This is a genomic window from Pseudomonas sp. 2725 (assembly GCF_050434585.1).
Classification (GTDB): Bacteria; Pseudomonadota; Gammaproteobacteria; order Pseudomonadales; family Pseudomonadaceae; genus Aquipseudomonas; species Aquipseudomonas jessenii.
The window spans coordinates 133,475-159,973 of sequence record NZ_JBNDIV010000009.1 but is presented as its reverse complement, the minus strand read 5'-3'; the positions used below and the strand labels follow the sequence as shown (position 1 = coordinate 159,973).

General features: G+C 61.8%; 25 protein-coding genes. 15 read left to right on the top strand and 10 right to left on the bottom strand.

The window, feature by feature from the left end; translation table 11 throughout:
- Positions 1-58 precede the first annotated feature (58 nt).
- Entirely contained in the window at positions 59-1,102 is a 1,044-nt protein-coding gene (locus ABIE16_RS24555) for a DUF6515 family protein (RefSeq protein WP_429522129.1), read from the top strand.
- On the opposite strand, the gene ABIE16_RS24550 is transcribed toward ABIE16_RS24555, so the two are convergent.
- Positions 1,096-1,992 carry a cation diffusion facilitator family transporter gene (locus ABIE16_RS24550; RefSeq protein ID WP_349736274.1) on the bottom strand — a complete coding sequence of 299 codons (897 nt, stop codon included), beginning with the start codon at positions 1,990-1,992 and terminating at the stop codon, positions 1,096-1,098. The two genes, ABIE16_RS24555 and ABIE16_RS24550, sit on opposite strands and share 7 nt — an antisense overlap.
- Positions 1,993-2,034: 42 nt before the next feature.
- Positions 2,035-2,454, bottom strand: coding sequence for a hypothetical protein (locus tag ABIE16_RS24545; protein WP_057713177.1), 420 nt, complete (start codon positions 2,452-2,454; stop codon positions 2,035-2,037).
- 109 nt (positions 2,455-2,563) lie between these two features.
- On the opposite strand from ABIE16_RS24545, the gene hrpB reads away from it, so the two are divergent.
- Positions 2,564-5,080 (top strand): ATP-dependent helicase HrpB, encoded by a 2,517-nt coding sequence (gene hrpB, locus ABIE16_RS24540; RefSeq protein ID WP_429522128.1) that lies wholly within the window; start codon positions 2,564-2,566, stop codon positions 5,078-5,080.
- 128 nt (positions 5,081-5,208) lie between these two features.
- Here the strand turns inward: hrpB and ABIE16_RS24535 are convergent, their stop codons facing one another.
- Positions 5,209-6,129: a LysR family transcriptional regulator gene (locus tag ABIE16_RS24535; protein ID WP_057713179.1), complete on the bottom strand. Its 921-nt coding sequence runs from the start codon at positions 6,127-6,129 to the stop codon at positions 5,209-5,211.
- A gap of 227 nt (positions 6,130-6,356) precedes the next feature.
- Here ABIE16_RS24535 and ABIE16_RS24530 point away from each other — a divergent pair, with 227 nt between their 5' ends.
- The 5 genes from ABIE16_RS24530 to ABIE16_RS24510 all read left to right on the top strand — a co-directional run bounded on the left by ABIE16_RS24530 (position 6,357) and on the right by ABIE16_RS24510 (position 12,249).
- Positions 6,357-7,847 (top strand): aldehyde dehydrogenase, encoded by a 1,491-nt coding sequence (locus tag ABIE16_RS24530; RefSeq protein WP_429522127.1) that lies wholly within the window; start codon positions 6,357-6,359, stop codon positions 7,845-7,847.
- A 21-nt stretch (positions 7,848-7,868) separates the two neighbouring features.
- The gene (locus ABIE16_RS24525) at positions 7,869-9,239 is read left to right on the top strand and encodes an aspartate aminotransferase family protein (RefSeq protein WP_218497968.1); all 1,371 of its coding nucleotides are present in this window, start codon (positions 7,869-7,871) and stop codon (positions 9,237-9,239) included.
- Positions 9,240-9,629: 390 nt separating this feature from the next.
- Positions 9,630-10,616 carry an ABC transporter substrate-binding protein gene (locus tag ABIE16_RS24520; RefSeq protein WP_057713182.1) on the top strand — a complete coding sequence of 329 codons (987 nt, stop codon included), beginning with the start codon at positions 9,630-9,632 and terminating at the stop codon, positions 10,614-10,616.
- Positions 10,617-10,624: 8 nt separating this feature from the next.
- Positions 10,625-11,428 (top strand): ABC transporter permease, encoded by an 804-nt coding sequence (locus ABIE16_RS24515; RefSeq protein WP_007990681.1) that lies wholly within the window; start codon positions 10,625-10,627, stop codon positions 11,426-11,428.
- Positions 11,416-12,249 (top strand): ABC transporter ATP-binding protein, encoded by an 834-nt coding sequence (locus ABIE16_RS24510; protein ID WP_429522126.1) that lies wholly within the window; start codon positions 11,416-11,418, stop codon positions 12,247-12,249. The genes ABIE16_RS24515 and ABIE16_RS24510 overlap by 13 nt, the downstream gene beginning before the upstream one ends.
- Positions 12,250-12,393: 144 nt before the next feature.
- Here ABIE16_RS24510 and ABIE16_RS24505 read toward each other — a convergent pair whose 3' ends face one another.
- Together ABIE16_RS24505 and ABIE16_RS24500 are read right to left on the bottom strand one after the other, a co-directional pair.
- Positions 12,394-13,473, bottom strand: a complete 1,080-nt coding sequence (locus ABIE16_RS24505) for an endonuclease/exonuclease/phosphatase family protein (RefSeq protein ID WP_429522125.1) — start codon at positions 13,471-13,473, stop codon at positions 12,394-12,396.
- A 66-nt stretch (positions 13,474-13,539) separates the two neighbouring features.
- Positions 13,540-14,214, bottom strand: coding sequence for a YciC family protein (locus ABIE16_RS24500; protein ID WP_057713185.1), 675 nt, complete (start codon positions 14,212-14,214; stop codon positions 13,540-13,542).
- 178 nt (positions 14,215-14,392) lie between these two features.
- On the opposite strand from ABIE16_RS24500, the gene ABIE16_RS24495 reads away from it, so the two are divergent.
- The 3 genes from ABIE16_RS24495 (at position 14,393) to ABIE16_RS24485 (ending at position 16,394) form a co-directional block, all read left to right on the top strand.
- Complete coding sequence (locus ABIE16_RS24495; protein WP_349736279.1) at positions 14,393-15,166, top strand: DUF2076 domain-containing protein; 774 nt, start codon at positions 14,393-14,395, stop codon at positions 15,164-15,166.
- 120 nt (positions 15,167-15,286) lie between these two features.
- A complete protein-coding gene (locus ABIE16_RS24490; protein ID WP_007990686.1) occupies positions 15,287-15,766 on the top strand; it encodes an NYN domain-containing protein in 480 nt (159 codons plus the stop codon).
- 22 nt (positions 15,767-15,788) lie between these two features.
- Positions 15,789-16,394, top strand: a complete 606-nt coding sequence (locus ABIE16_RS24485) for a 3'-5' exonuclease (protein ID WP_150813529.1) — start codon at positions 15,789-15,791, stop codon at positions 16,392-16,394.
- A gap of 137 nt (positions 16,395-16,531) precedes the next feature.
- Here ABIE16_RS24485 and ABIE16_RS24480 read toward each other — a convergent pair whose 3' ends face one another.
- The gene (locus tag ABIE16_RS24480; RefSeq protein WP_057713188.1) at positions 16,532-16,987 is read right to left on the bottom strand and encodes an Lrp/AsnC family transcriptional regulator; all 456 of its coding nucleotides are present in this window, start codon (positions 16,985-16,987) and stop codon (positions 16,532-16,534) included.
- A 165-nt stretch (positions 16,988-17,152) separates the two neighbouring features.
- Between ABIE16_RS24480 and yedA the strand changes: the two genes are divergently transcribed.
- Both yedA and ABIE16_RS24470 read left to right on the top strand, forming a co-directional pair.
- A complete protein-coding gene (yedA, locus tag ABIE16_RS24475; RefSeq protein ID WP_057713189.1) occupies positions 17,153-18,094 on the top strand; it encodes a drug/metabolite exporter YedA in 942 nt (313 codons plus the stop codon).
- A 65-nt stretch (positions 18,095-18,159) separates the two neighbouring features.
- Complete coding sequence (locus ABIE16_RS24470) at positions 18,160-19,500, top strand: DEAD/DEAH box helicase (protein ID WP_429522124.1); 1,341 nt, start codon at positions 18,160-18,162, stop codon at positions 19,498-19,500.
- Positions 19,501-19,617: 117 nt separating this feature from the next.
- Here ABIE16_RS24470 and ABIE16_RS24465 read toward each other — a convergent pair whose 3' ends face one another.
- Together ABIE16_RS24465 and ABIE16_RS24460 are read right to left on the bottom strand one after the other, a co-directional pair.
- Positions 19,618-20,859, bottom strand: a complete 1,242-nt coding sequence (locus ABIE16_RS24465) for a TIGR03862 family flavoprotein (RefSeq protein WP_429522123.1) — start codon at positions 20,857-20,859, stop codon at positions 19,618-19,620.
- Positions 20,860-21,142: 283 nt separating this feature from the next.
- Positions 21,143-22,063: a histone deacetylase family protein gene (locus ABIE16_RS24460; RefSeq protein ID WP_223500261.1), complete on the bottom strand. Its 921-nt coding sequence runs from the start codon at positions 22,061-22,063 to the stop codon at positions 21,143-21,145.
- 79 nt (positions 22,064-22,142) lie between these two features.
- Between ABIE16_RS24460 and ABIE16_RS24455 the strand changes: the two genes are divergently transcribed.
- The 3 genes from ABIE16_RS24455 (at position 22,143) to ABIE16_RS24445 (ending at position 24,278) form a co-directional block, all read left to right on the top strand.
- On the top strand, positions 22,143-22,712 hold the full coding sequence (locus ABIE16_RS24455; RefSeq protein ID WP_150813523.1) for a GNAT family N-acetyltransferase: 570 nt from the start codon (positions 22,143-22,145) through the stop codon (positions 22,710-22,712).
- A 106-nt stretch (positions 22,713-22,818) separates the two neighbouring features.
- On the top strand, positions 22,819-23,688 hold the full coding sequence (tesB, locus tag ABIE16_RS24450; RefSeq protein WP_090451550.1) for an acyl-CoA thioesterase II: 870 nt from the start codon (positions 22,819-22,821) through the stop codon (positions 23,686-23,688).
- Positions 23,685-24,278 (top strand): HAD family hydrolase, encoded by a 594-nt coding sequence (locus tag ABIE16_RS24445; protein ID WP_008052432.1) that lies wholly within the window; start codon positions 23,685-23,687, stop codon positions 24,276-24,278. Before tesB ends, ABIE16_RS24445 begins: the two co-directional genes overlap by 4 nt.
- 143 nt (positions 24,279-24,421) lie before the next feature.
- On the opposite strand, the gene ABIE16_RS24440 is transcribed toward ABIE16_RS24445, so the two are convergent.
- Complete coding sequence (locus ABIE16_RS24440) at positions 24,422-25,381, bottom strand: alpha/beta hydrolase (RefSeq protein WP_429522122.1); 960 nt, start codon at positions 25,379-25,381, stop codon at positions 24,422-24,424.
- On the bottom strand, positions 25,382-26,275 hold the full coding sequence (gene ypfJ / locus ABIE16_RS24435) for a KPN_02809 family neutral zinc metallopeptidase (protein WP_057713197.1): 894 nt from the start codon (positions 26,273-26,275) through the stop codon (positions 25,382-25,384).
- Positions 26,276-26,499 lie beyond the last annotated feature (224 nt).

Genomic DNA, 26,499 nt, shown 5'->3' with positions numbered 1-26,499 from the left:
AACCGGCCAGCGCTTTCCCAGTCTTAAGTACAGGCCCTTACCCGCAATGAGGTAAAGCATGAAATCGCGCATCTGGCGTTTGGCCGGTGTTGGTTTGTTGTGTGTCAGTGTCTCGGTGCAAGCGATGGCCGATGAGCCGCAAAACCGTGGCCATGATGGCGGGCAACGCGGTCAGGGTGGGCATCAGGGCGATAACCAGGGCCGTGGTGGCGGTGACCAGCCGCATCCGCAAAACGGCCAGCAGCAGAATCAGCCCCGGGCGCAGAACAAGGACAACCGCCAGAAAGAGCACGGCGGCCAGAATCAACGTCAGGACAATGACCAGAGGCAGAGCCGTCCAGCGCCGGATTTCAACAACCAGGTGCGCTCGCCGCCGCCACCGCCGCAGATGCCGGCCACTGACATGCCAATCCAGCCCCGGCCCGACACCGTGCGCCAGACCCAGGAGCCGCAGCGCGGTTACTACAAGGACCAGCCACGTCGCAACGATGACAAACAGCGCTGGAGTGGTTACACAGTAGCACCGTCCTATGACAATCACGGGCAGGGGCGCCCGAGTGGACGCGGCAACGGCTGGGGGCCTGGCCCCAGGTATCGTCCCGGTCAAGTGATCGACCGCTTTCCCGAGCGCGACTACCGCGTGCCTTACCGTGGCATGGATTACTTCTATTCCGGTGGCTACTGGTATCGCCCGCTGGGCCCGCGTTACGTGGTGGTGCAGCCACCGCGCGGGATTCGTGTCAGGTACCTGCCCGATTACGCCGAGCAGGTATGGATCGGCGGGGCGCTGCTGTTCCTGGCGGCCGGTTCCTATTACGCCTATCAGCAAAGCACTCAGGATTACGTCGTGGTCGAACCGCCGGTTGGCCAACCGCAACCACCCGCTGGCAACAGCGGATATGACGTGGAGGCGTATCCAGCCAACGGGCAGTCGCCGGAGCAGGTCAGTCGGGACGGTTACGAGTGTTATCAATACGCGGTGCAGCAGAGTGGTTTCGATCCACGAACCGCCACCTACCAGCCAGACCCGTCGGTGGTGCAAGCCTACCGACAGGCCCAGGGTAACTGCCTGAGCAGTCGCGGTTATCAGGTGACTTACTGATCCCGCGCGGCTTTCACCACTTCCTGAGGGTCGGCGTGCACCAGCACTTCGGCCCGCGGGTAGGCGGTGTGAATGGCTGCGGCAGCCTGATCGCTGATGCCATGGGCAACGGATAACGTCAGCTCCCCCGGCAGCTCCAGATGCAACTGCACAAACCACTGGTTGCCGGAGATCCGCGTGCGCAGGTCATGGGCACCCAATACGCCGGGGACGCTGCACGCCAATTCCAGCATGTGCTGGCTGACCTCCGGCGGCAGTTCTTCATCCATCAACACCGCGAAGCTCTCCCTGGCGATCTGCACCGCGCTCCACAGAATGTAGGCAGCGATCCCCAGGCCGAACCAGGGGTCGACCTGATGCAGTCCAAACCCGGCCAACACCAGCGCGATCAGAATGCTGCCGTTGAGCAGCATGTCCGAGCGGTAGTGCAGGGAGTCGGCGCGCACCGCGTTGGAGCCGGTGGCCTTGACCACCCGATGTTGAAACATCAACAACGCCAGGGTCAGCACGAGGGAAAACACAATCACGCCGATACTGATCCACGGCGCGCCCACGGGCTCGGGATGCTTCAACCGATCGTAGGCCTGCAACGCGATCAGTACCGCACTGCCGCCGATGAACAACGCCTGGGCCATGCCCGCCAATGACTCGGCCTTGCCGTGCCCGTAGCGATGATCATTGTCGGCCGGGCGCAGGGCGTAATGCACCGCCAGCAGGTTGAGCAATGACGTGACGCCGTCGAGTGTCGAGTCGGTGAGCCCGGCGAGCATGCTCACCGAGCCGCTCAACCACCAGGCGATGGCTTTGGCGACGATCAGGATGCATGCCACCGCCACCGAGGCACGGGTCGCCAGCCGCAGCAGGCGGGCGTGTTCGGAGCTGGAGGTCATAGGGGCCATCGTTCCTTGAAGAGTCCTTTCGTGCGTAGGGATTTACGCGGCGGGTTGCAGGCCGAACATCGCCAGTTGCTGGGCGTTGCCTTTGCTCTGGATCAGGCGTGGATCGTCCAGCGGGAAGCTGCGACCCAGTTCGCTTTCCAGAATAGTCTGCAACTTGCGGTTATCGACTTTGCCGTCGGCGCCGATGGCTTCCTTGAGTTTTTCCGGTGCAACTTGTGCGGTCTCTCCCGGCGCGTAGTAAATCGCGCCGGTGGCGAAGTCCACGGCAAACGCAATCAGGCCGGGGATGATGTAGAACAGCAGGCCCACGGCGTCGAGCGCGGCGATGGCCGGGTCGATCTTGCCTTCGATCTGGCCACGGCGATCCGGGTAGAAGATCGAACCGCAGGCGGTCACTTGAGTCAGCAAGGTTGCGACCAGAACACCGCCAATCAGGCGAAAGGGAGCACGCATATGAAATCTCCTGGGTAATCTCGAAACGAAACGTCGTCGGTATGAATTAAGACCCTGACGAACGCCTTGCAGTTCGCCGTTATACTCGCCGCTCTGTTTGGGAGCCAGCATGATTTCTTTGCCGATCGATGAAGTTTTACCCGCCCTGCGTGAAGCCCTCGCTACACGCCACGAAGCCGTGCTCGAAGCGCCGCCCGGCGCCGGTAAAACCACCCGCGTGCCTTTGGCCTTGCTCAACGAACCGTGGCTGGCCGGGCAGACCATCCTGATGCTCGAACCCCGTCGGTTGGCCGCGCGCGCAGCGGCTGAACGGCTGGCCAGTGAGCTGGGGGAGAAGGTCGGCGAAACCGTAGGTTATCGCATTCGGCTCGACAGCAAGGTCGGTCCCAACACCCGCATTGAAGTGGTCACCGAAGGCATCCTCACCCGGCGTTTGCAGGACGACCCGGCGCTTGAGGGCGTGGGCCTGCTGATCTTCGACGAATTTCATGAACGCAGTCTCGACGCGGATCTGGCGCTGGCCCTGAGCCTCAATGGCCGGGAACTGTTCCGTGACGATCAGCCGCTGAAAATCCTCTTGATGTCCGCCACGCTCGAAGGCGAACGCTTGGCCGGGTTGCTCGACGACGCGCCGATTCTGCGCAGCGAAGGGCGCATGTTCCCGGTGGCGATGCGCTGGGGCCGACCGTTCCAGTCCGGTGAATTCATCGAGCCGCGTCTGGTGCAGACCATTCTTGAAGCCTTGAACGACGAAACCGGCAGTGTGTTGGTGTTCCTGCCGGGACAGGCGGAAATCCGACGTGTGCATCAGCAACTGGCCGATGCCTTGGGCGAAAACACTCAGGTTCTACTGTGCCCATTGCACGGTGAACTGGACCTCGCCGCGCAACGGGCAGCCATCGATCCGGCACCGGCGGGCAAGCGCAAAGTGGTGCTGGCCACCAACATCGCCGAAACCAGCCTGACCATCAATGGCGTGCGCGTGGTGATCGATGCCGGGTTGGCGCGGGTGCCGCGTTTCGACCCCGGCAGCGGCATGACCCGTCTCGACACCCAGCGCATTTCCAAGGCTAGCGCCACCCAGCGCGCGGGCCGGGCCGGGCGCCTGGAGCCGGGCGTGTGTTATCGCTTGTGGTCCCAGGATCAGCATGAGCAACTGGCGGCCTATGGCAGTGCGGAAATCCTTTCGGCGGACCTCGCCGGGCTGGCCTTGCAACTGGAACGTTGGGGCGTAAAACCCGAACAGTTGGTGTGGCTCGACGTGCCGCCTGCCGCCGCCTATGCACAGGCCCAGGACTTGCTCGAACGCTTGGGCGCTCTGCAGGGTGACACGCTGACCCGTCACGGTCAGGCCATGGCCGAACTGCCGGCGCATCCGCGCATCGCGCATTTGCTGTTGCGCGGCCAGGCGCTGGGACTGGCGGACATGGCCTGCGACGTCTCGGCACTGCTCGGCGAGCGCGATATCTTGCGCGGCGCCGGGGCGGACTTGCACAGCCGACTGGTATTGCTGTCTGGCGAAGAACGCGCCGCACGGGGTGCCCAGGGTGGGGTGCAGCGCGCAAGGCAACTGGCGCGGCAGTATCGTGGTTACCTACGGGGCAAAGCAGCGGAGCCGGTCAGCGATCCAGATCACCCGCGCTGGCTCGGCGCGTTGCTGGCGCTGGCCTATCCCGACCGGGTCGCTCAGCAACGGCGCGCCGGTGGTGCGGAATATCGCTTGGCCAACGGACGTGCCGCACTGTTCGCCGAGGCCGATAGCCTGATGAAGCAGCCGTGGCTGGTGATCGCCGATCTGGGCAGTCGCCAGGGCCAGCGTGAGGAGCGGATTTATCTGGCGACGGACTTCGATCCGGCACTCTTCGATTCAGTGCTGGCCGAGCAGGTTCGCTGCGTCGATCAACTGGATTGGGATGAACGTGAAGGCGTACTGCGGGCCGAGCGTCAGCGCAAGGTTGGTGAACTGATCCTCAGTCGTGAACCGCTGACCGGTCTCGATGAAACTGCTCGCAGCCAGGCGCTGGTCAACCTGGTGCGGCGCAAAGGCCTGGAGCTGTTGCCGTGGACCCCGGAGCTGCGTCAGTGGCAGGCGCGGGTCGCCTTGTTGCGGCAACTGGACCTCGCCGCCAAGGGCGAGAGCGAGTGGCCGGATGTCAGCGACGTGGCATTGCTCAAGAGTTTGGAGCACTGGCTGATGCCGTATCTGGGCAAGGTTTCGCGGCTCAGTCACTTCGCCAACCTGGATCTGTCGAGCATCGTCCACAACCTGCTGCCGTGGCCGCTGCCACAACGCTTGGACGAGCTGGCGCCCCATCATTTGAGCGTGCCGTCAGGCTCCTCGATTCGTCTGGATTACAGCGAACAGCCGCCGATTCTCGCGGTGCGCTTGCAGGAGTTGTTCGGACTGGCCGAGACCCCGCGCATCGCCGGGGGGCGGCAGGTGGTCAAACTGCATCTGTTGTCCCCGGCGCGGCGGCCGGTGCAGGTGACTCAGGACCTGGCCAACTTCTGGCGCAGCACCTACGCCGAAGTGAAGAAGGATTTGAAGGGGCGCTATCCGAAGCATTACTGGCCGGATGATCCGCTGGTGGCCGAGGCGACTGCGCGGATCAAACCCCGTAAATAACGGTTAACACCGGACTCTGTGGCGAGGGGGCTTGCCCCCGTTGGACTGCGCAGCAGGCCCTGCTTTTCAGGTGAAGAGTTGGGGCCGCTGCGCGACCCAACGGGGGCAAGCCCCCTCGCCACATGAAGTTACTGCGATCTTTCGGATTTGGCGGTGAGCTGTTCGCGGCAGTAGTCCGCAAACAACTGCGCCGGTTTGGTCAGTTGCCCACGCTTGAGCCATGCCGCCACGAGCCCTGAACCGGTGACGTCTTCGGCGATGTCCACGCACACCACTTTCTGCCCGTCGTAGGTGCACTCCGAATGCGGTTTGGTCACCAGGATCGAGAACCCGAACCCCTGGCCAACCATGCCCCGCACCATCTCGATCGATGGCGAGCTGAAGGCGATGCGTGGCGTCAGGCCCAGCTCATCGAACAGGCTGACGAAGTAGGTCCGACTCGGCTGCACGTCCAGAAGAATCATTGGCTCCAGGCACAGGTCCCGCAGCGACACCTGTGCCTGCTGGGCAAAACGGTGATCGGCTGGCAGCAGCGCGTAAGGTCGTTGCGCCGGCATCAGCGGTTCGGTCTCGATGGTGCCGTCCAGATCGTGCTCGTAAAGGATCGCCAGGTCGAAAGCGCCGGAGGTCAGGCCCTGCACCAGCTCTTGTTGCTCGCCGTCGCGGATGCGGATTTCCACCCCCGGATACAACGCCGAAAATCCGGCGATCAATTGCGGCAGGTACAGCGGTGCGACGGTTTCGAAGCAGCCGATATCGATCTGCCCGGAGACCACATCGTTGTCGGCCAGGGCGTTCTGTTCGAACTCCTTGGCCATGCGCAGCAGTTCCTGGGCCTTGCGGTAGAAGCGTGCACCACTGGGGGTCAATGACACGCCCTGTGCATGGTGACGAATCAGCAGCTGTACGCCGAAGCTGTCTTCCAGACCTTTGATGGCCGTGGAGATCGAGGGCTGGGCGATGTACAGCTTGCGCGAGGCCTCGGCCACGCTGCCGCACTCGACGGTGGTGATGAAGTATTTCAGTTGACGCAGATTGTAGGCAGCCACAGCGAACCTCGGGGGGAGAACGGATCAGGCATCCTGGCAATTTGCGCGCCACCCCTATCCGCTCGGGTAGCGATTTGTTGTGGTTGAACAATAACCACATGCTGCGCCAGAAGGGAGATTGGCTACGTAGTTTTTTCTTGGCCTGCGAACACATTTTTACTGGTTTTCCACCGCTTGGGCCTGAGCGACTATCCAATACACAAGAATGTCCTCTGGAGCATCTGAACGTGTTCGAGCTTGAGTATTGGCAACGCAAGGCCGCTTCCCTGCGGTTTCCCGACCAGGCCGTGATCGACGGCCAGCGCCGCCCGGCGCAGTCGGGGCAGACTTTCGCCGCGATCAACCCCGCCACCGGCCAATGCCTGGCCAACGTTGCCGCCTGCGGCGAAGAAGACGTGAACTCGGCGGTACACAATGCGCGGCAGGTTTTCGAGGCAGGCACCTGGGCTGCGCGCTCACCGACCGAACGCAAGCAAGTGCTGTTGCGCCTGGCCGATTTGATCCTCGAAAACCGTGAAGAACTGGCGCTGCTCGACTCGCTGAACATGGGCAAGCCCGTCGCGGATGCCTACAACATCGACGTGCCGGGTGCCGCGGGAGTGTTCCGCTGGTACGCCGAAAGCCTCGACAAACTCTACGATCAGGTCGCGCCGAGTGCGCAGAACGTGCTGGCAACCATTACTCGCGAAGCCCTGGGCGTGGTGGCTGCGGTGGTGCCGTGGAATTTCCCTCTGGACATGGCGGCGTGGAAACTCGCCCCGGCCCTGGCCGCCGGTAACTCGGTGATCCTCAAGCCTGCCGAACAGTCGCCGTTTTCCGCCCTGCGCCTGGCTGAGCTGGCGCTGGAAGCCGGTGTGCCTGCGGGTGTGCTGAACGTGCTGCCGGGGCTCGGCGAGCAGACCGGCAAGGCCCTCGGCCTGCACCCGGACGTCGATTGCCTGGTGTTCACCGGCTCCACCGAAGTCGGCAAATATTTCATGCAGTACTCGGCACAATCGAACCTCAAGCAGGTGTGGCTGGAGTGCGGAGGCAAGAGCGCCAACCTGGTGTTTGCCGATTGTCAGGATCTGGACCTGGCGGCCGAGAAAGCCGCGTTCGGTATCTTCTTCAATCAGGGCGAAGTCTGCTCGGCCAATTCGCGGTTGCTGGTGCAGCGCTCGATCCATGACGAGTTTGTCGAACGCCTCAAAGCCCAGGCCGAACGCTGGTTGCCGGGCGATCCGCTGGACCCGTCGAGCGCCGCCGGGGCCATCGTCGACAGCCGTCAGACCGCGCGCATCATGAAGTTCATCCAGCAAGCCGAACAGCAAGGCGCGACCAGGATCTGTGGCGGTCGGCAGTCGATCATCAACGGCTCGGACAACTTCATCCAGCCGACGATTTTCACCGGCGTGACGCCGGACATGCCGCTGTTTCGCGATGAAGTGTTCGGCCCGGTTCTGGCCGTCACGGCGTTCGACGACGAGGCCCACGCCTTGCAATTGGCCAACGACAGCGTCTACGGTCTGGCGGCTTCGCTGTGGACCGACGACCTCAACCGCGCCCACCGTGTGGCGCGACAATTGCGGGCCGGTACGGTGTCGGTCAACAGCGTCGATGCGCTGGACGTGACCGTGCCTTTTGGCGGTGGCAAGCAGTCGGGTTTCGGCCGCGACCTGTCCCTGCATTCATTCGATAAATACACCCAGTTGAAGACCACCTGGTTTCAATTGCGCTGATAACAAAACGGAGAACTGGCGATGACCACACCACGTGATACCCGCGACTACCAGGCCGCCGACGCTGCGCACCACATCCATGCGTTCGTCGATCAGAAAGCCCTCAATGACGAGGGGCCACGGGTGATGGTCCGTGGCGAGCGCCTGCACCTGTGGGACAACGATGGCCGGCGTTACCTCGACGGCATGTCCGGGTTGTGGTGCACCAACCTCGGTTACGGGCGCAAGGACCTGGCCGCCGCGGCAAGCCGGCAGCTGGAACAGCTGCCGTACTACAACATGTTTTTCCACACCACCCACCCGCAGGTGATCGAGCTGTCCGAACTGCTGTTCAGCTTGCTGCCAGCTCACTACAGCCACGCGATCTACACCAACTCCGGCTCTGAAGCCAACGAGGTGTTGATCCGCACGGTGCGTCGTTACTGGCAGGTGCTCGGCAAGCCCGAGAAGAAAATCATGATCGGCCGCTGGAACGGTTACCACGGTTCGACCCTGGCCGCGACGGCGCTGGGCGGCATGAAGTTCATGCACGAAATGGGCGGCATGATTCCGGACATCGAGCACATCGACGAGCCGTACTTCTTCGCCCACGAAGGCAACCTGACCCCGGCCGAATTCGGTCTGCGCGCGGCGCAGCAACTGGAAGCGAAGATCCTCGAACTGGGTGCTGACAAGGTCGCGGGCTTTATCGCCGAACCGTTCCAGGGCGCCGGCGGCATGATCTTCCCGCCGGAAAGCTACTGGCCGGAAATCCAGCGCATCTGCCGCAAGTACGATGTGCTGCTGTGCGCCGATGAGGTGATCGGCGGCTTCGGTCGCACCGGCGAATGGTTCGCCCACGAGTACTTTGGGTTCGAGCCAGACACCCTGTCCATCGCCAAGGGCCTGACCTCGGGCTACATCCCCATGGGCGGCTTGATCCTGTCGAAGAAAATGGCCTCGGTGCTGGTGGAGCAGGGCGGTGTGTTTGCCCACGGCCTGACCTATTCCGGGCACCCGGTGGCGGCGGCGGTGGCGATTGCCAACCTCAAGGCCCTGCGCGATGAAGGCGTGGTGACGCGGGTCAAGGACGACATCGGCCCGTACCTGCAGCAGTGTCTGCGCGAAGTGTTCGGCAAGCACCCGCTGGTGGGTGACATCCAGGGCACCGGCATGGTCGCGGCGCTGCAACTGGCCGAAGACAAAACCAGCCGCAAGCGTTTTGCCAATGAGAACGACATTGCGTGGCGCTGCCGTACGATCGGTTTTGAAGAGGGCGTGATCATTCGCTCGACCTTGGGCCGGATGATCATGGCGCCGGCGTTGATTGCCAGCCGTGAAGAGATTGATGAGCTGATCAGCAAGACCCTGAAAGCGGTGGATCGTACAGCGCAGGAATACGGCTGGCTCTGACATTTGTAGCGTTCTTGCGGGCCTCTTCGCGGGCAAGCCCGCTCCCACAGGTTATGTGTAATGCCCAAATATTGTGGCTGGCACAAACCCTGTGGGAGCGAGCTTGCTCGCGATAGCTATTGCTCAAACAACACATTTCCCAAGTCTTGCTCTCACCCTGTGCATCCCCGCCCACAGCGCCCTTTCGCGGTGCGCGCTAACGAGTTTTTTCATCGTTCGCATCCACATATTTCCTCATTTTCCTAATCCCGCCCTTGGGCCAACATCGATCTCGCCAGCCCACCGAATGCTGCCCGCCGAAGGGTCCCCGAGAGACCACAGGTTGCAGCCGATTCAGGGCTCGCCGTACTGCCCATGACAAAACTAAATCAACAGCTTTGGGAGTGCTCCATGATCAAGTCCTTGCTTACCCGCGTTGCCCATCCACTGGCGGTCACCGCCATCGCCGCGACGGTCGCCACCAGCGCCCAGGCCGGCACCCTGTCCATCGGTCATACCACCTGGGTCGGCTACGGCACCCTGTACCTGGCCAAGGACCTTGGCTACTTCAAGGAAAACGGTTTGACCGTCGAATTGCCGGTGGTCGAGGAGGCGGCGATGTACATGGCCGCACAAGCCTCCGGCGAGTTGTCCGGCTCGGCGTCGACCATCGACGAGGTGCTCAAGTACCGTCCGCAATTCTGCTTCAAGGCCGTGGCCGCGCTGGACGACAGCCATGGTGGCGACGGCGTGCTGGTGGGCAAGGACGTCAAGAGCCTGCAGGAACTCAAGGGCAAGGCCGTTGCGGTCAACGAAGGTTCGACCTCGCAGTTCTGGTTGTCCTATCTGCTGAAAAAACACGGCATGAGCATGAGCGACATCACCGTGCAGAACATGACGGCTGACGACGCCGCCACCGCGTTCATCGCCGGTCGCGTACCGGCTGCCGTGACCTGGGAGCCGCACCTGTCGATGGTTCGCGACAAGAAGCAGGGCAAGGTGCTGATCGACAGCAGCAGCACACCGGGGGTGATCGTCGATGTGGTCGCACTGAACTGCAGCGTGATCGAAAAACAGCCGGAAGACGTCAAGGCCCTGGTGGCCGGTTTGTACAAAGCTGTGCAGTACACCAAGGATCATCCACAGGAAGCCTACAAAATCATGGCCAAGGGTGTCGGCGGTTACCTGGCCGATCCGAAGGAAATGGAAGCGGCCGCACAGGGCGTGCGTTTCTACGATCAGGCCATGAGCGAAAAACTGCTGGGCTCGCCGGGTAAACCGGGTGACAGCGCACCGCTGATCAAGCTGGCCAACGAGACCGCCAGCGAGCTGCAAGGCAAGCCCTACAACGTCAGCAATGACGACCTGATCGACAACCGCTTCGTCACCCCGCTCTAGGAGGCTGCATGTTCAAGCGCAATTCATGGCTGAGCCGCTGCATCACGCCCAAGACCGGATTACCGGTCTCGGTGATCTGGAGCGCGAGCGGCCTGGCCTGGGTGCTGTTGGTCGGCCTGTGGGCCGGGTTGTCCTACGGTGGCGTGGTGCCGGGCATGTTCCTGCCGACGCCGGGCGCGGTGGTCGAGGCCGCCGTGCGGTTAGGCCGCGACGGCACCCTTGGCCAACATGTGTGGGCCAGTGTCGAAGTGGTGATGGTCGGTTTCATCGTGTCGTCCCTGGTGGCGGTGCCCCTGGGCTTGTTGATGGGCAGCTTTCGCATCGTCCAGGCCTTCCTTGAGCCGCTGGTGAATTTCATTCGCTACCTGCCGGTGACCTCGTTCGTACCGCTGTTCATCCTGTGGATCGGCATCGGTCTGGAGCAGCGTGTGTCGGTGATCATTTTCGGCGTGTTCTTCCAGCAACTGGTGATGATCGCGGACGTGTCCAAAGGCATCTCCAAGGACCTGATCAACGCCTCCTACACCCTTGGCTCTAACCGTCGTGACGCGGTGCTGCATGTGATTGCCCCGGCGTCCTTGCCGGGCGTGCTCGACACCCTGCGGGTGACCATGGGCTGGGCCTGGACTTACCTGGTGGTGGCTGAACTGGTGGCCGCATCCAGTGGCCTGGGTTACCTGAGCCTCAAGGCCATGCGTGGCTTCCAGGTGGATGTGATTTTCCTCGCCATCGCGATCATCGGCCTACTGGGCCTGGTCACCGATCAACTGTTCCGTTTCCTACGTCTGAGGATCACCGCATGGGCTCAGTAACCGCCGCCACTCATCGTTTTGTCGCCTCTCAGGCTGCCCCGGTGAACGCCCCCCGGCTGAAGGTGGACAAGGTCAGCCTGAGTTACAAGAAACCCGATGGCGGTACCTTTACCGCGTTGGAGGAAGTGTCGTTCGAAGTGCCGGACCAGCAATTCGCTGTGCTGGTGGGGCCTTCGGGCTGCGGCAAGTCGAGCCTGCTGTATCTCACCGCCGGCCTGGCCGAACCGACCTCGGGCGAGATTTACGTTGGCGGCCAGCAGGTCGAAGGCCCCGGCGCGGACCGCGGCATGGTGTTCCAGAGCTACACGCTGTTCCCGTGGCTGACGGTGCGCCAGAACGTCGAGTTCGGCCTCAAGCGGCGTGGCATGCCGGCGGCGCAACGCAAGGACATCGTCGACTACTACGTCAATGAAGTGGGCCTGAGCGGCTTTGCCGACAACTACGCCAAGCAGTTGTCCGGCGGGATGATGCAACGTGTCGCCATTGCCCGCGCACTGGCCAATGACCCGCAGATCCTGCTGATGGACGAACCCTTCGGCGCTCTCGACAGCCAGACGCGCCTGCAAATGCAGCAGCTGTTGCTGCGGGTGTGGGGCAACAGCAAGAAGACTGTGTTGTTCGTGACCCACGACATCGACGAGGCGATTCTGCTGGGCGACCGGGTGTATGTGATGGGTGCCAGGCCGGGGCGGATCAAGCAGATTCTGGATGTGCCGATCGAGCGTCCACGCAACCTGGACATGGTCATGGAGCGCTCGTTCATCGAGATGAAGCGCGAGATCTTCGGGCTGCTGCATGATGATCTGGAAGAGGTGCATTAAACCCGATTCCAGCCCGTGCACCATCCCTGTGGGAGCGAGCTTGCTCGCGATTGCGATTTGTCATTCAGCATTGATGTCGACTGACACGACGCCATCGCGAGCAAGCTCGCTCCCACAGGTTTTGTGTTTGGCTGGAGTGAGGTGTCAGGGCACAGCTGGCAACAGAAACCGCGCAATCACCGGCAGGTGATCGGAGATGCGCAATGTATCGTCCTGCCGCACCATCGCCTCCACCCGTTTGATCCGCGGGCTGTAGAACAGGTAGTCGACGGTCCGGTCCGGGCCGTTCAGTCCGGGGTCGTTCGGGTAGTGGGTCAGCCAGCGCTCGCGGTCGATACCACTGGCTTCGTTGTTGGTCGGGATCATCGGGTACTTGTCCCACAGCAGGTGCAACAGGCTGTCGGCGGAGTAGGGCGCGCGTTGTGCATCGGGCAGGCGCCGATACTGGCCCAGCGGCAACAGGTTGAAATCCCCACCGATCAACCACGGCGTGCCACGGCTTTCGAGTTTATCGAGGGCCCTGGCCACGGCGTTCACCTGTTTTTGCAAGGTGTTGTCGGCTCGATTGGCGCGCTCCAGATGGGTATTGAGCACCGCTATTTGCCCGCCATCACTCAATGGCAGGTAGCTCACCAGCAAGGCGTCTCTGGGTTTGAATTGGCGGCTGACCGGATTGCCCGAGGCGACTGGCAGTTGCAGCCGTTCGGCATGTTCGATCCGGTAACGGCTCAGGGTTGCCAGTTGCCGGCCGACACTGCCGAAGATGTGCGGATTCGGCACGAAGTCGGCCTTCCAGTCGAACGCGCTGGTACCACACGGATACAAGTCGGCGAGCCGCTCTTGCAGCAGCTTGAACTGGTGCTGGTAATCGCTGGCCTTGGCGCCGTCGTCCAGTTCCTGCAACAGCACGATGTCCGGTTGTTCGTCGCGAATCACCCGCGCCACTTCGTCAAGGCTGAAAGCCATGTCTTCCGCTGTGGGACGTTCGTCGGTGCCCGCGGCCAGGTCATTCCAGAATACGTAGCGCTTGCCGGCCAGGTACTGGACGTTCCAGGTCATCACCTTCAACGCCTGCCCGGGGACCAGGGAGGGGGCCTGGGCACTGCAACTGACGGTCAACACTTCTTTGGCGTCGGGGCGCCAGGTCAGGCTGTAGATCATCGCGGCGATCAGGCCGATCACGATCAGCAGGCCCGGCAGGATGTAGCGCAGTAGACGGGTCATGGCTCGGCTTATTAGCGTTACAGGATTGTTCCCGAGCATACCCGAGAGCGAGGGTCGCGCCCAAGGTCAGAGCGAGTTGTCATTTCTTTCAGGCAACGGGTTGATCAGCATGAACAGTCGGAACAGCACCACGCTGGTAAACAGCTGCAGGAAACTGTGGGCGCTGTCGATCAGCATGGATACCACCGGGTTCTGAGGTTCGGGGTACGCTGCCAGCGTCACGCCTTTGAGCAGCCACAACGGCCCCATCACACACAGAATGCACAGCAGGATGCGCAAGAAATGCCCTTGGGTCATGCGCAGGCTTTCCTTCATGGCCGCCAGTGGCGCCAGGCCGCGCAACACCAGCAGGTATTCGCCAAACGCCAGGGTCACCATCAGGTAGATACCCGGCAGGAAATACAGCGACAGGCCCAGCAGAATCAGCACGGTATTGAGCGCGGTCAGCAGGGCGAAGCGTGGCCACAGGCTCGCCGCCATCGCCAGCAGGTCGCGGTTGCGCGGCGACTCGCCACGGCTGCGGGCGTCGAGAAACAGGATCAGCGCAGCGGTGTACAGCGGGTACACCAGCAAGCCGACTATCACGCTGATGCCGGGGAAACTGTCCGGCTCGGTGGAGTGGTCGACCACTTGTTGCAGCAGCGCCTCAAGCATCACCAGCGGCAGGCACAGCTGCACGATCTGGCCCAGATTGCGCTTGAAGAAATACAGCGAGTCACGCAGGACATCTAACGGATTCATCAGTGGGTATCGCAGGTTGGAAGCAGTGGCTCACTTTAACCGATCAAGCGCTCGTAGACGCAAACGTAAACGTTCGGTAAATGTCATTGAAACATCTTGTTTCAGCCTCCATTAAGGTCGGGCACCTTATCCTCATTGGATAAAGGCAACGATTTTCCCGGCAATCTACGAGGTCGCCATGAACAGCGAAGAACAAACCCTGATCGATGGACTGTTTTCCCGGCTGCAGCAGGCCGAAACGGACTCAGCCCCGCGCGACGCCCAGGCCGAGGCGCGGATCAAGGAACACCTGACGCGCCAGCCCGCAGCAGGTTATTTCATGACCCAGGCGATTCTGGTGCAAGAGGCGGCGATCAAGAGCCTCGATGAACAGAACAGGCAACTGACCCAGCAAGTCCAGCAGTTGCAGGCCGAACTGCAACAAGCCAAGGCCCAGGCGACCCCGGCTCCAGCACCGAGCAGCGGTGGCTTTTTGTCGAGCATCTTTGGCGGCAACTCTCGTGAGCCACAGCCTGCACCCACCCAGAGCTCACTACCCTCGAGCGGTGGCTGGCGCGAGCCGGGACGCTCGTCGTTCGGTTCGCAACCGCCACAGCAGAACTTCGGCGCGCCGCAGAACTTTCCCCAGCAGGGCTATGCACCCCAGCAACAGGCTCCGGCAGCGGCCGGCAGCAGTTTCCTCGGTGGTGCGCTGAAAACCGCCGCAGGCGTGGCGGGTGGCGTGATGCTGGCACAAGGCATCAGCAGCCTGTTCCATCACAATCAGCAACCGGAAGTCGTCGAAGTCATCAAGGAAGAGCCGGCCCAGGTCAACGACCAGGGCAACAATGGCTGGGGCGATGACCAGCGCATGGCCGGTAACGACTCCTACAGCAACGATCAGGGCGGGTTCAGCGACGCTGACTACAGCGATGACTCGTTATTCGGCGGCGACGACGATTCCTTCGTCTGATACGCCATTCGTCCGGAGCGCAACCGCGCTCCGGGCCGATTATTCGCGGAACAATCCTCAGGGCTGGCATACTGGGCGACTTTTCGGGCCTGGTGCCTGATTCAGCCCTGAGGAAAGCCGGTGAAAAAAATCGCAGTGTTCGCCGATGTCCAGAACCTCTACTACACCGTGCGTCAGGCTTATGGTTGCCACTTCAACTACGCCGCACTGTGGGCTGACATCAGCAAGCAGGGCGAGATCGTCGAAGCCTACGCCTATGCCATCGACCGTGGCGACAGCAAACAGCAGCAGTTCCAGCAGATCCTGCGCAACCTCGGTTTCACCGTGAAGCTCAAACCCTATATCCAGCGCAGCGATGGCTCAGCCAAGGGCGATTGGGACGTGGGCATCACCCTCGATATCATGGATGCCGCCGACCATGTCGATGAAATCGTCCTGGCCTCCGGCGACGGTGATTTCGACATGCTGCTCGAACGCATCATCAGCAAACACGGCGTACAAGCAGTGGCCTACGGCGTACCGGGCCTGACCGCCAACTCGCTGATACGCGCCGCCAGCCGCTACGTGCCGATCGAAGGCGCGTTGCTGCTCAAGAATTGATTTTTACGGAGTTGAACCAGGTTTGGAACGCATCGCAGTCATCGACTTTGAAACCACCGGGATCTCACCGAGCAGCAGCTGCCGGGCCACGGAAATCGCCGTGGTGATCCTTGAACAGGGGCGCATCGTCGAGCGTTACCAAAGCCTGATGAACGCCGGCGTGCGCGTCCCGGCCTTCATCGAACAACTCACCGGCATCAGCAATGCCATGCTGCGCACCGCCCCGTCGGCCGAGCAGGTGATGAACGAAGTGAATGAATTCGTCGGCTGCACGCCGTTGCTCGCGCACAACGCCGCGTTCGACCAGAAGTTCTGGGACTTCGAACTGGGGCGAATCAAACGCACCCGCCTGCAGAACTTTGCCTGCTCGCTACTGCTGGCTCGCCGCCTGATGCCCGCCGCGCCGAACCACAAACTCGGCACCCTCACCACGTTCGCCAACCTGCCCCACACCGGCAAGGCCCACCGGGCCATGGCCGACGCCGAGATGGCGGCCAACCTTACGGCACACCTGGCCGAAGAGTTGCGCCAGAAACACGGCTTGCGCGAGCTGTCCCATGACTTGCTGTGCAAGTTGCAGAAAGTGCCGGCGGCGAAGGTAAACGAACACCTCAAGCGCTATCGCTGATCCCGAAAACACCGCAAATTCCCTGTAGGAGCGAGCCTGCTCGCGATGAACCCGAGAACAACACGGGGTGTCAGGTTTCCCGCGTTATCGTTGGCGACCATCGCGAGCAAGCTCGCTCCCACAGGGACATCATTGCCTCAGGATTTGCCATTCCCTTCAATGTGCCCCAGCGGCACCCGCTTCTCTATCGCGCTCGACAACACAATCGACGTCTTGCTGAACCCGAACGTGGCGATCCGGTTGATCAGCTCTTCCAGCTCCGGCATCGAGCCCACCGCCGCTTGCATGATCACGCAGGGATCGCCGGTCACCCGATGGCATTCGGTCAATTGCGGGATTTTGATCAGGTCGTCGTAGGCTTTCTGGTTGCCGTGCTGGTTCAGGCGCAGTTCGATCACGCACTGGATGGGCAAGCCGAGCTTGGCCATGTCGACCTTCGCCTGATAGCCGGTGATCACGCCGCTGGCTTCAAGCTTGGCCACGCGCTCGGCCACCGCCGGGGCGGACAGGTTGACCTTGCGCGCCAGGTCCGCGTAGGACGCGCGACCGTTTTCCAGCAGGGCGCTGAGCAGCATGCGGTCGTACTTATCCATCGGGGTGACTCCTGAAAATAGCCGACTTTCGAAAACACGGTTTATAGCGCTGAACTCCGTGTTTTGAAAAGTGTACCGGCGCTTTAAACAGGTTTTGTAACTTATTTTCCGGCTCCAGCCTTTCTAGAATAGCCGTTCACTTGTACTTGCCTGTGAGCTGCCTCCATGTCCGGCCTTCGTCGCTTTCCTTTACCCTTGATCGCTGCCTTCTTCGCCTTGTATGTGATTTGGGGCTCGACCTACCTGGTGATCCGCATCGGCGTGGAGTACTGGCCGCCGTTGTTGCTCGCCGGTATCCGTTTCGTCATTGCCGGGACTTTGATGTACGCCTTTCTGCGCTGGCGCGGGGCGCCGGCGCCGACCTGGGCGCAGTGGAAAGCCGCCGGGATCATTGGCGTATTGCTGCTGGCGTGCGGTAACGGAGCGGTCAGCGTGGCCGAACACACCGGCGTGGCTTCTGGAGTGGCCGCTTTGGCGGTGGCAACGGTGCCGCTGTTTACCTTGCTCTGTGGCTATTTCTGGGGCGCGCGTAATACCCGTCTCGAATGGGCTGGCGTTGCGCTCGGAATGATCGGCATCGTCATGCTCAACCTCGGCTCCAACCTGCAATCGAGCCCGTTGGGTGCAGCCCTGCTGATTTTTGCGGCGGCCACCTGGGCCTTCGGCTCGGTGTGGAGCAAGCATTTACCGTTGCCTCAAGGGGCGATGGCCAGTGCCGTGGAAATGCTGGTGGGTGGCGTGGTGTTGCTGATCGGCAGTGCGGTCAGCGGTGAGCATCTGGACAAGGTTCCGCCGATTGAAGGCTGGGCTGCGCTGGCGTACCTGACTGTGTTCGGTTCGATCATCGCCTTCAACGCCTACATGTACCTGTTGAAGCACGTGCGTCCGGCCGCTGCCACCAGTTATGCCTACGTCAACCCGGCGGTGGCGGTGTTGCTGGGGATCGTGTTTGTCGGTGAGACCATTGGAGTCGAGGAAGCACTGGCCATGCTGGTGATTATCAGTGCCGTGGTGCTGATTGGCTTGCCGCAGTGGCGTCGTAAGCCGCAGCAGCCGGTGGAGAAGGTCGTGCCGACGGTAGTGCCGACAGAATCCCGTGTGAATTAGGGTAAACTGCGCGCCATTGCACTCTTGTTTCGCACAACCGCGCTGAATTTTCCTACGGTACTCCCATGACTTTCGCCACCCTTGGCCTGATCGAACCCTTGCTGCGCTCCCTCGAGACGCTCGGCTACCAGACTCCGACGCCGGTTCAGGCGCAAGCCATTCCGGCGGTGCTGGCCGGTCGCGACCTGATGGCCGCCGCCCAGACCGGCACCGGCAAGACCGCCGGTTTCGCCCTGCCGCTGTTGCAACTGCTGGCCATGGAAGGGCCGAAAGTCACCGCCAACTCGGTCCGCGCGCTGATCCTGGTACCGACCCGCGAGTTGGCCGAGCAGGTTCACGAAGCCGTGCGCCAGTACGCCGAAAACCTGCCGCTGCGTACTTACGCGGTGTACGGCGGCGTCAGCATCAACCCGCAAATGATGAAGCTGCGCAGTGGCGTCGACTTGCTGGTAGCGACTCCGGGCCGCTTGCTCGACCTGTTCCGCCAGAACGCGCTGAAGTTCAACCAGCTGCAAACCCTGGTGCTGGACGAAGCCGACCGCATGCTCGACCTGGGCTTTTCCGAGGAGCTGGCGAACATTTACCGTGCGCTGCCGAAGAAACGTCAGACGTTGCTGTTCTCCGCAACCTTCTCCGATGACATCCGCCTGCTGGCCGGGCAGATGCTCAACGATCCGCTGACTATCGAAGTCAGCCCGCGCAACGTCGCAGCCAATACGGTCAAGCAATGGATCGTGACGGTGGACAAGAAGCGCAAGCCGGAACTGTTCGTGCACCTGATGCGCAAGGGCAAGTGGAAGCAGGTGCTGGTGTTCGCCAAGACCCGCAACGGCGTGGACGCGCTGGTGGAGAAACTTCAGGGCCTGGGCATCAACGCCGACGGCATCCACGGCGACAAACCCCAGGCGACCCGCCAGCGTGCGCTCGACCGCTTCAAGGCGAGTGACGTGCAGATCCTGGTCGCTACCGACGTGGCAGCCCGTGGCCTGGACATCGAAGACCTGCCGTTGGTGGTCAACTTCGACTTGCCGATCGTCGCTGAGGATTACATCCACCGCATCGGTCGTACCGGCCGCGCGGGTTCGACCGGCGAGGCGATTTCCCTGGTCTGCGCCGATGAAGTGAATCTGCTGTCGGCCATCGAGATGCTGACCCGCCAGACTTTGAAGCGGCAGAACGAGCCGGACTTCGAACCCGAGCACCGCGTGCCGGACACCGATGCCAGTGGCCAGGTCGTCAAAAAGCCGAAAAAACCGAAGAAGCCCAAGGCTTCCGGTGGTGGCGGTGGTAAACGCAATCTGGGTCGGTGGGTTGATAGCGGTGAGGTTGCGCCGGCGGAGCCTTCGATCAAGCCTGTGCGCAAGGTGCCGGTGTTCAATACCGGGCCGCGTAAGCGTAAGCCTTGATTAACTTCGGCGTCTGTTAAGCCGCCATCGCGAGCAAGCTCGCTCCCACAGGGGATTTGTGATCGACACAATTCCAATGTGGGAGCGAGCTTGCTCGCGATGGGCGCGCTGCGGTCTTCAATCTTTGCGCTGTAACCACTCCACCATCCCCAACCCCGCCGCTCGCCCACTGGCGAAACACGCGGTCAGCAGATAGCCGCCGGTCGGCGCCTCCCAATCGAGCATTTCTCCTGCGCAAAACACGCCAGGCAGTTGCTTGAGCATCAAACGCTCATCCATCGCCTCAAACACCACACCCCCCGCGCTGCTGATCGCCTCGTCCAGTGGACGGGTTTTCACCAGTGTCAGTGGCAAAGCCTTGATCGCGTTGGCCAGCAAGGCCATGTCGGCAAAGCAGTCGGCGCTGGTCAGTTCACGCAATAGCGCCGCTTTGACCCCATCGATGCCCAACTGACTGTGCAGGTGGTTGGCCATGGAGCGCGATCCCCGGGGTTTGCTCAACGCCGCTGCAACTTTATCCACAGGCCGGCCCGGCAACAGGTCCAGATGAATGGTTGCCGAACCGTGCCGGTTGATTGCCTCGCGGATCGGTGCTGACAGGGCGTAGATCAAACTGCCTTCAATTCCGGTGGCGGTAATCACACATTCGCCGAGTCGCGGCACGTCATCGTTAAGGCCGATGGCGATGTTTTTCAGCGGCGAGCCGGCGAATTTGCTGACCATCAATTCGCTCCAGGCCTGCACCTCGAAGCCGCAATTACTGGGTTGCAACGGCGCCAGTCCTACGCCGCGTTGCTCCAGTGGCAGCATCCACGCGCCGTCCGAACCCAGGCGCGACCAACTGCCGCCACCGAGGGCGAGCAGGGTGGCATCGGCTTGCACGGTTGTTTCGCCTTCCGGGCTGTCGATACGCAATCCGCCACGCTCGTCCCAGCCGAGCCAGCGGTGGCGGGTGTGGATAACTACGCCACTGTCGCGCAGGCGTTTGAGCCAGGCGCGCAGTAGCGGTGCGGCCTTCATGTCGGTGGGGAATACCCGGCCGGAGCTGCCGACGAAGGTCTCGATGCCCAGTTCATGAATCCACTGACACAACGCTTCGGCGCCGAAGCCGCGCAGCAGCGGGGCGATCTGCGGGGCGCGTTCGGCGTAGCGTGAGAGAAATGCCGGGTAGGCTTCGGAGTGCGTGATGTTCATGCCGCCGACGCCGGCCAGGAGGAATTTTCGCCCCACTGAAGGCATACCGTCGTACAGGTCGACCTTGATCCCGGCCTGGCTCAACACTTCGGCCGCCATCAGACCGGCGGGGCCGCCGCCGATGATGGCGACGTGAGGGGAGAGGGCTGGTAAGGATTGAGTCATGGAGTGCGCTGCGGTCTGGCGGGATAAGCCGGGCATTCTACCAGCCCAAATCCATGTGGGAGCGGGCTTGCTCGCGAAAGCGGAGTGTCAGCTGACATCTATGGCGCCTGACACACTGTATTCGCGAGCAAGCCCGCTCCCACATTTGGTTTTTGTTGTTTATAAAAGGCTGGTTAAAAAACAACCAGCGCACTGTAGCCCAAGCTCCGCATGGGCTGCAGGCCCTTTCACTCAGGTTATCCACAGGCAGCTCCACAGGCATTGTGGGTAAAGCATCCACAACTCAGTGACAACCTGATGACTGCCAGACGCGCTGCGCGCTGTGATGGAGGATGCCGTGACGGCGGGCCAGGGCCTGGCGGTCCTTGCTGTAGCCGCCGCCGATTACCCCGACCACCGGAATGTCACGGCCCAGGCAATGGCGCATCACGCTTTCATCGCGGGCGGCGACGCCTTCGTCTGTCAGCTTCAGATAACCCAGGGCGTCGTCCTTATGCACATCGACCCCGGCGTCATACAGCACCAGATCCGGTTGGTAGAGCGGCAGCAGGTAGTTGAGTGCATCGTCCACCACCTTCAGGTAGTCGGCATCGCCCATGCCTTTGGGCAGTGGAATGTCCCAATCACTTTCGGCCTTGCGTGCGGGAAAGTTCTTCTCGCAGTGCAGGGAAACGGTCACCGCTTCCGGGGTGTTATGAAGTATTCGTGCAGTCCCGTCGCCCTGATGCACGTCGCAATCGAAGATCAGCACGCGGTTCACCCGACCACTTTCCAGCAGGTAATGGCTGATCACCGCCAGGTCATTGAAGATGCAGAACCCGGCCGGGTAATCGTAGTGCGCATGGTGGGTGCCGCCCGCGAGGTGGCAGGCCAGACCATGCTCCAGCGCCTGCTCGGCCGCCAGCAACGAGCCGCCCACCGCCCGCACCGTGCGTCGGGCCAGGGCTTCGTTCCAGGGCAGGCCGAGGCGGCGCTGGTCTTCGCGGGATAATTCGCCACTCATGTAACGCTCGATATACGAAGGGTCATGGGCGAGGGCGAGAATCTCTGCGGGACACAGGTCCGGGCGCAGCAGATCGGCGTCGCGGGTCAGGCCGCTGGCCACCAGGTGATCGCGCAACAGGCGGAACTTGTCCATGGGGAAGCGGTGATCCGCCGGAAACTCTGGACTGTAGTCTTCGTGATAAATCAGCGGCAGTGGCATGGTCATTTCATGTAGGAATGAGAGACGGATCCTACCAGCGTTGTAGACTGGCGACATTGAAATGGAGGGGCGGGGCACGATGGAGCCAATACTGGAGCTTGAAAGCGCTCGGCTGCTGTTGCGCCAGTGGCGCGATGAAGATTTACCTGACTTTGCGGCGATGTGTGCCGATCCGCAGGTGATGCGCTATTTCCCGGCAGCCTTGAGTCGGCTGGAGAGCGCCTCATTGATCGGGCGAATCCGTGGTCATTTCGCCGAGCACGGTTTCGGCCTATGGGCTCTGGAACGCAAGGACACCGGCCAATTCATCGGTTTTACCGGGCTCGGTGTGGTCGGTTTCGACGCGCCTTTCACCCCGGCCACGGAAATCGGCTGGCGCCTGGCCCGCGAGCACTGGGGGTTGGGTTACGCCAGTGAAGCGGCGTGGACCGCTCTGCGCTGCGGGTTTGACCGCTTGCTGCTGAGCGAAGTCGTGTCCTTTACCGCTGACAGTAACCTGCCGTCGCAGAAAGTCATGCAGGCGATTGGCATGCATCACGATCCGGCCGATGACTTCGATCATCCCAAGCTCTCCGTCGATCATCCCCTGCATCACCACGTGTTGTACCGCATCAGCCGTGAACAATGGCTGCAAACCTTGCATGGATAACCTGACACGGACGTTTACAATGGACCACATGTTGGCCCGGGCCAGAAACTGAATCGACCGCCGCAGCCAAGACTGCGCGGTATTGCGTTGTGTGAGGAGAGTCTGAATGAGCCAAGTGTTGGAAGATCTGGTCGACCTGCTGACGCTGGAGCCGATCGAAGAAAACCTGTTCCGTGGCCGTAGCCAAGACCTGGGTTTTCGTCAGCTGTTCGGTGGTCAGGTGCTCGGTCAGTCGCTGTCGGCGGCCAGTCAGACGGTTGAAGAGGCGCGCCATGTGCATTCGATGCACGGCTATTTCCTGCGCCCAGGCGATGCCGGGTTGCCGGTGGTGTATCAGGTTGACCGGGTGCGTGACGGTGGCAGTTTCAGCACGCGTCGGGTGACGGCGATCCAGAAGGGCCACCCGATATTCACGTGCAGTGCGTCGTTCCAGTACGACGAAGAAGGCTTTCAGCACCAGACCGAAATGCCGCAAGTGGTCGGTCCGGAAAACCTGCCATCGGAACTGGAGATCACCCAGCAGCGCGCGCACCTGATCCCCGAGAAAATGCGCGAAAAACTGCTGTGCCCGAAGCCGATCGAATTTCGCCCGGTGACCGAGAAAGATCCCTACAACCCGCTGCCCTCCGATCCGGTCAAGTACGTCTGGTTCCGCGCCGACGGGGCGTTGGCCGATTCGCCGGCGCTGCATAAATATCTGCTGGCCTATGCATCGGACTTCGGTCTGCTGGTTACCTCGATGCAGCCCCACGGCAAGTCGGTGTGGCACAAGGATATGCAGGTCGCCAGCCTCGATCACGCGCTGTGGTTCCACCAGGATCTGCGTGCCGATGACTGGTTGCTCTATGCGATGGACAGTCCGTGGGCGGGCAATTCCCGTGGCTTCTCCCGTGGCAGCGTGTTCAATCGCGCCGGGCAACTGGTGGCCTCGGTCACCCAGGAAGGCTTGATCCGTCACCGCAAGGATTGGGCATGAGCCTGGCCGACGTGCGTCACTGGGTGTTCGACATGGACGGCACCCTGACGGTGGCCGTACACGACTTCGCGGCGATTCGCGTGGCGTTGGCGATCCCTGCCGAACACGACATCCTGACCCACCTCGCCGCACTGCCGGCCGATGAAGCCGCAGCCAAACATGCATGGCTGCTGGAGCACGAGCGGGACCTAGCCCTTGGTTCGCAACCGGCGCCGGGCGCGGTGGAACTGGTGCGCGAACTGGCCGGGCGTGGTTATCGCCTGGGCATTCTCACGCGCAACGCCCGGGAGCTGGCGCATGTCACGCTGGAGGCCATTGGCCTGGCCGACTGCTTTGCGCTGGAGGATGTGTTGGGCCGCGATGATGCTCCGCCCAAGCCGCATCCGGGCGGGTTGCTGAAACTGGCCGAAGCATGGAAGGTGCCGGCGAGCGAGATGGTGATGGTCGGTGATTACCGCTTCGATCTCGATTGTGGGCGGGCAGCGGGAGCGCGGACTGTGTTGGTGAATCTGCCGGATAATCCATGGCCGGAATTGACCGATTGGCATGCGGCGGATTGTGTCGAGTTGCGGCAGATGCTTTCAGCCTGATCAGGTGGTTGCCTGGTAAATCGCCATCGGGAGCAGGCTCGCTCCCACAATGATTCCCTGGTGTTCACAAATCATGTGTTCACATTGATTCCAATGTGGGAGCGAGCTTGCTCGCGATGGCGTCAGACGCGGCACTGCAAAACTTACTGACTGAACAACGCCCTTTGTCCCTCTGGCGAGGTAAACATCCCATCCCCGTTATGCCCGACCCCGGGCACTTCAACCAATTGCTGCTTCAACCCTTGCGGTTGCAGCCGCTTCAGATAATCGAAGTAAAAACGCCCGCGGGCCAATCGAGACGGCCCTTGCGCCCTGGCTTCACAGCTTTTATCCAGCGCCGGATGATTCGGGTCGGTGTCCTGCTGCCCCAGCAGATAAACAACTTCACGCTTGAGGTAACTTTCCTGCAACTGTGCTGCGGTTTGTCCTTCGGCGTAAGCCGGTAAATCCGCCAGCCCGTACTTCCAGCGATGGAAATTCGGGCAGCCGGCGTGGCTGAACGCCACGGGCCTGCGCTCATCGAAATAAGCGTAGGAGGACGGATTGGCGATCACGTAGCGCACCTGCACGCCGGCTGCATCGAGGTCGGATTGCGCGTGGCCGAGCAACGCATAGCGCTGAACCACCTGCGCGCCGCCGGAGTGCCCGGCGATGACGATTTGCTTCACATCCGGAAACTGCTGACGGTCACCCAAGCGGGCGATGATTTCGTCGAGCGCCGCGTAGGAACTCAGCCGAAAGGGTGCCGTGGATTCGCCGCCGGCCATCCATTCATTGCCTTGCCAGCGCAAAACGGTGTCGGCCACCGGATGGACCGCAACGTCGGTTTCATTGAGGAATTGCGGGGCGATCACCAGGGTCGTTGCGCTTTGCCCCGCCAGTTCGGCCGCGTGCTCACCACTCTGCAGATAGGTTTGCGCATTGCGCAAGCGACCGTGGAGGATGATCAGCACCCGTTCGATTTTTGCCGGGGCGGGGCTGATGCCCACCGCGATTTCACCTGACTTCAACAGCAGGCGCCCTGAGCTGAGTTCCTTGACCCCATGCTCGGTGGCCTGGGACGTTGTGCAAGTAAACAGAACAACCAACAACCACTTCTTCATTTACAGATTTTTCGCCGCAAAGGTATCGCACTGGCCAACCTGGCCTTGGGCGAAACCGGTTTTGAACCAGCGCACCCGTTGCGCCGACGTACCATGGGTGAATGAGTCCGGGACCACACGGCCCTGACCCTGTTGCTGCAAACGATCGTCGCCGATGGCGTTCGCGGCGTTCAGTGCTTCTTCGATGTCGCCCGGTTCCAACCAGTTCAGGCGCTTCTGCGCATTGTTGGCCCAGACGCCGGCCAGGCAATCGGCCTGAAGTTCCTGGCGAACCAGCAAACCACCGTCGCCTTCCATCTGCCGGCCTTGTTGGCGCGCTGCCTGAATTTTCGTGGACACCCCAAGCAGGGTCTGCACATGGTGTCCGACTTCGTGAGCGATCACGTAGGCCTGGGCGAAGTCGCCCGCGGCGGAAAAGCGTTGGGACATCTCCTGGAAGAATGCCATGTCCAGGTAGACCTTCTGGTCGCCCGGGCAATAGAAGGGGCCGGTCGCCGAGGTGGCCAGACCGCAGGCCGAATTCACGCGGTTGCTGAACAACACCAGGGTCGGGTCCTTATATTGGCGGCCGGCCTGCTGGAATATCGCGCCCCAGGTGTCTTCGGTATCGCCGAGGATCGAGCGCACGAATTCCGCGCTCTCATCATTGGCCGGCGGTGCCTGGCGACTCTGGTTGGTGGCGGGCGCCGATTGCTGCTCCATTTGCCCGGTCAGTTGTCCGAGGATCTGCAGTGGATCCTGGCCGGTGATCCAGCCGATGCCGACAATCAGGAGGATCGCCGTCAGGCTCAAACCCTTGCCACCGCCAAAACGCATGCCGCCGCCACCACCGCCGACATCATCGCCACGGGCGTCGACCACGTTGTCGCTGCGTCGGCCTTTTTTCCATAGCATGTGGGAATCCTCTTCTGTTCCGGGGAAAGCGTCGTCCGATGAGTGTTGCTGCCAAGTGGGAGCGGCGCCAGTCCGGCCGTCCGTCTTTTTTCCGCGCACAGGTTGATTCTCGGCTACCCGTGAAGGGTTGCCGAGAAGGTCTCAGGCTTGTATTGAACACGGATAACCCATCGAATTCCCTCGGGCGATGGGTTTTTATCGTGAGAGCGATCGCCGGTCCTGCG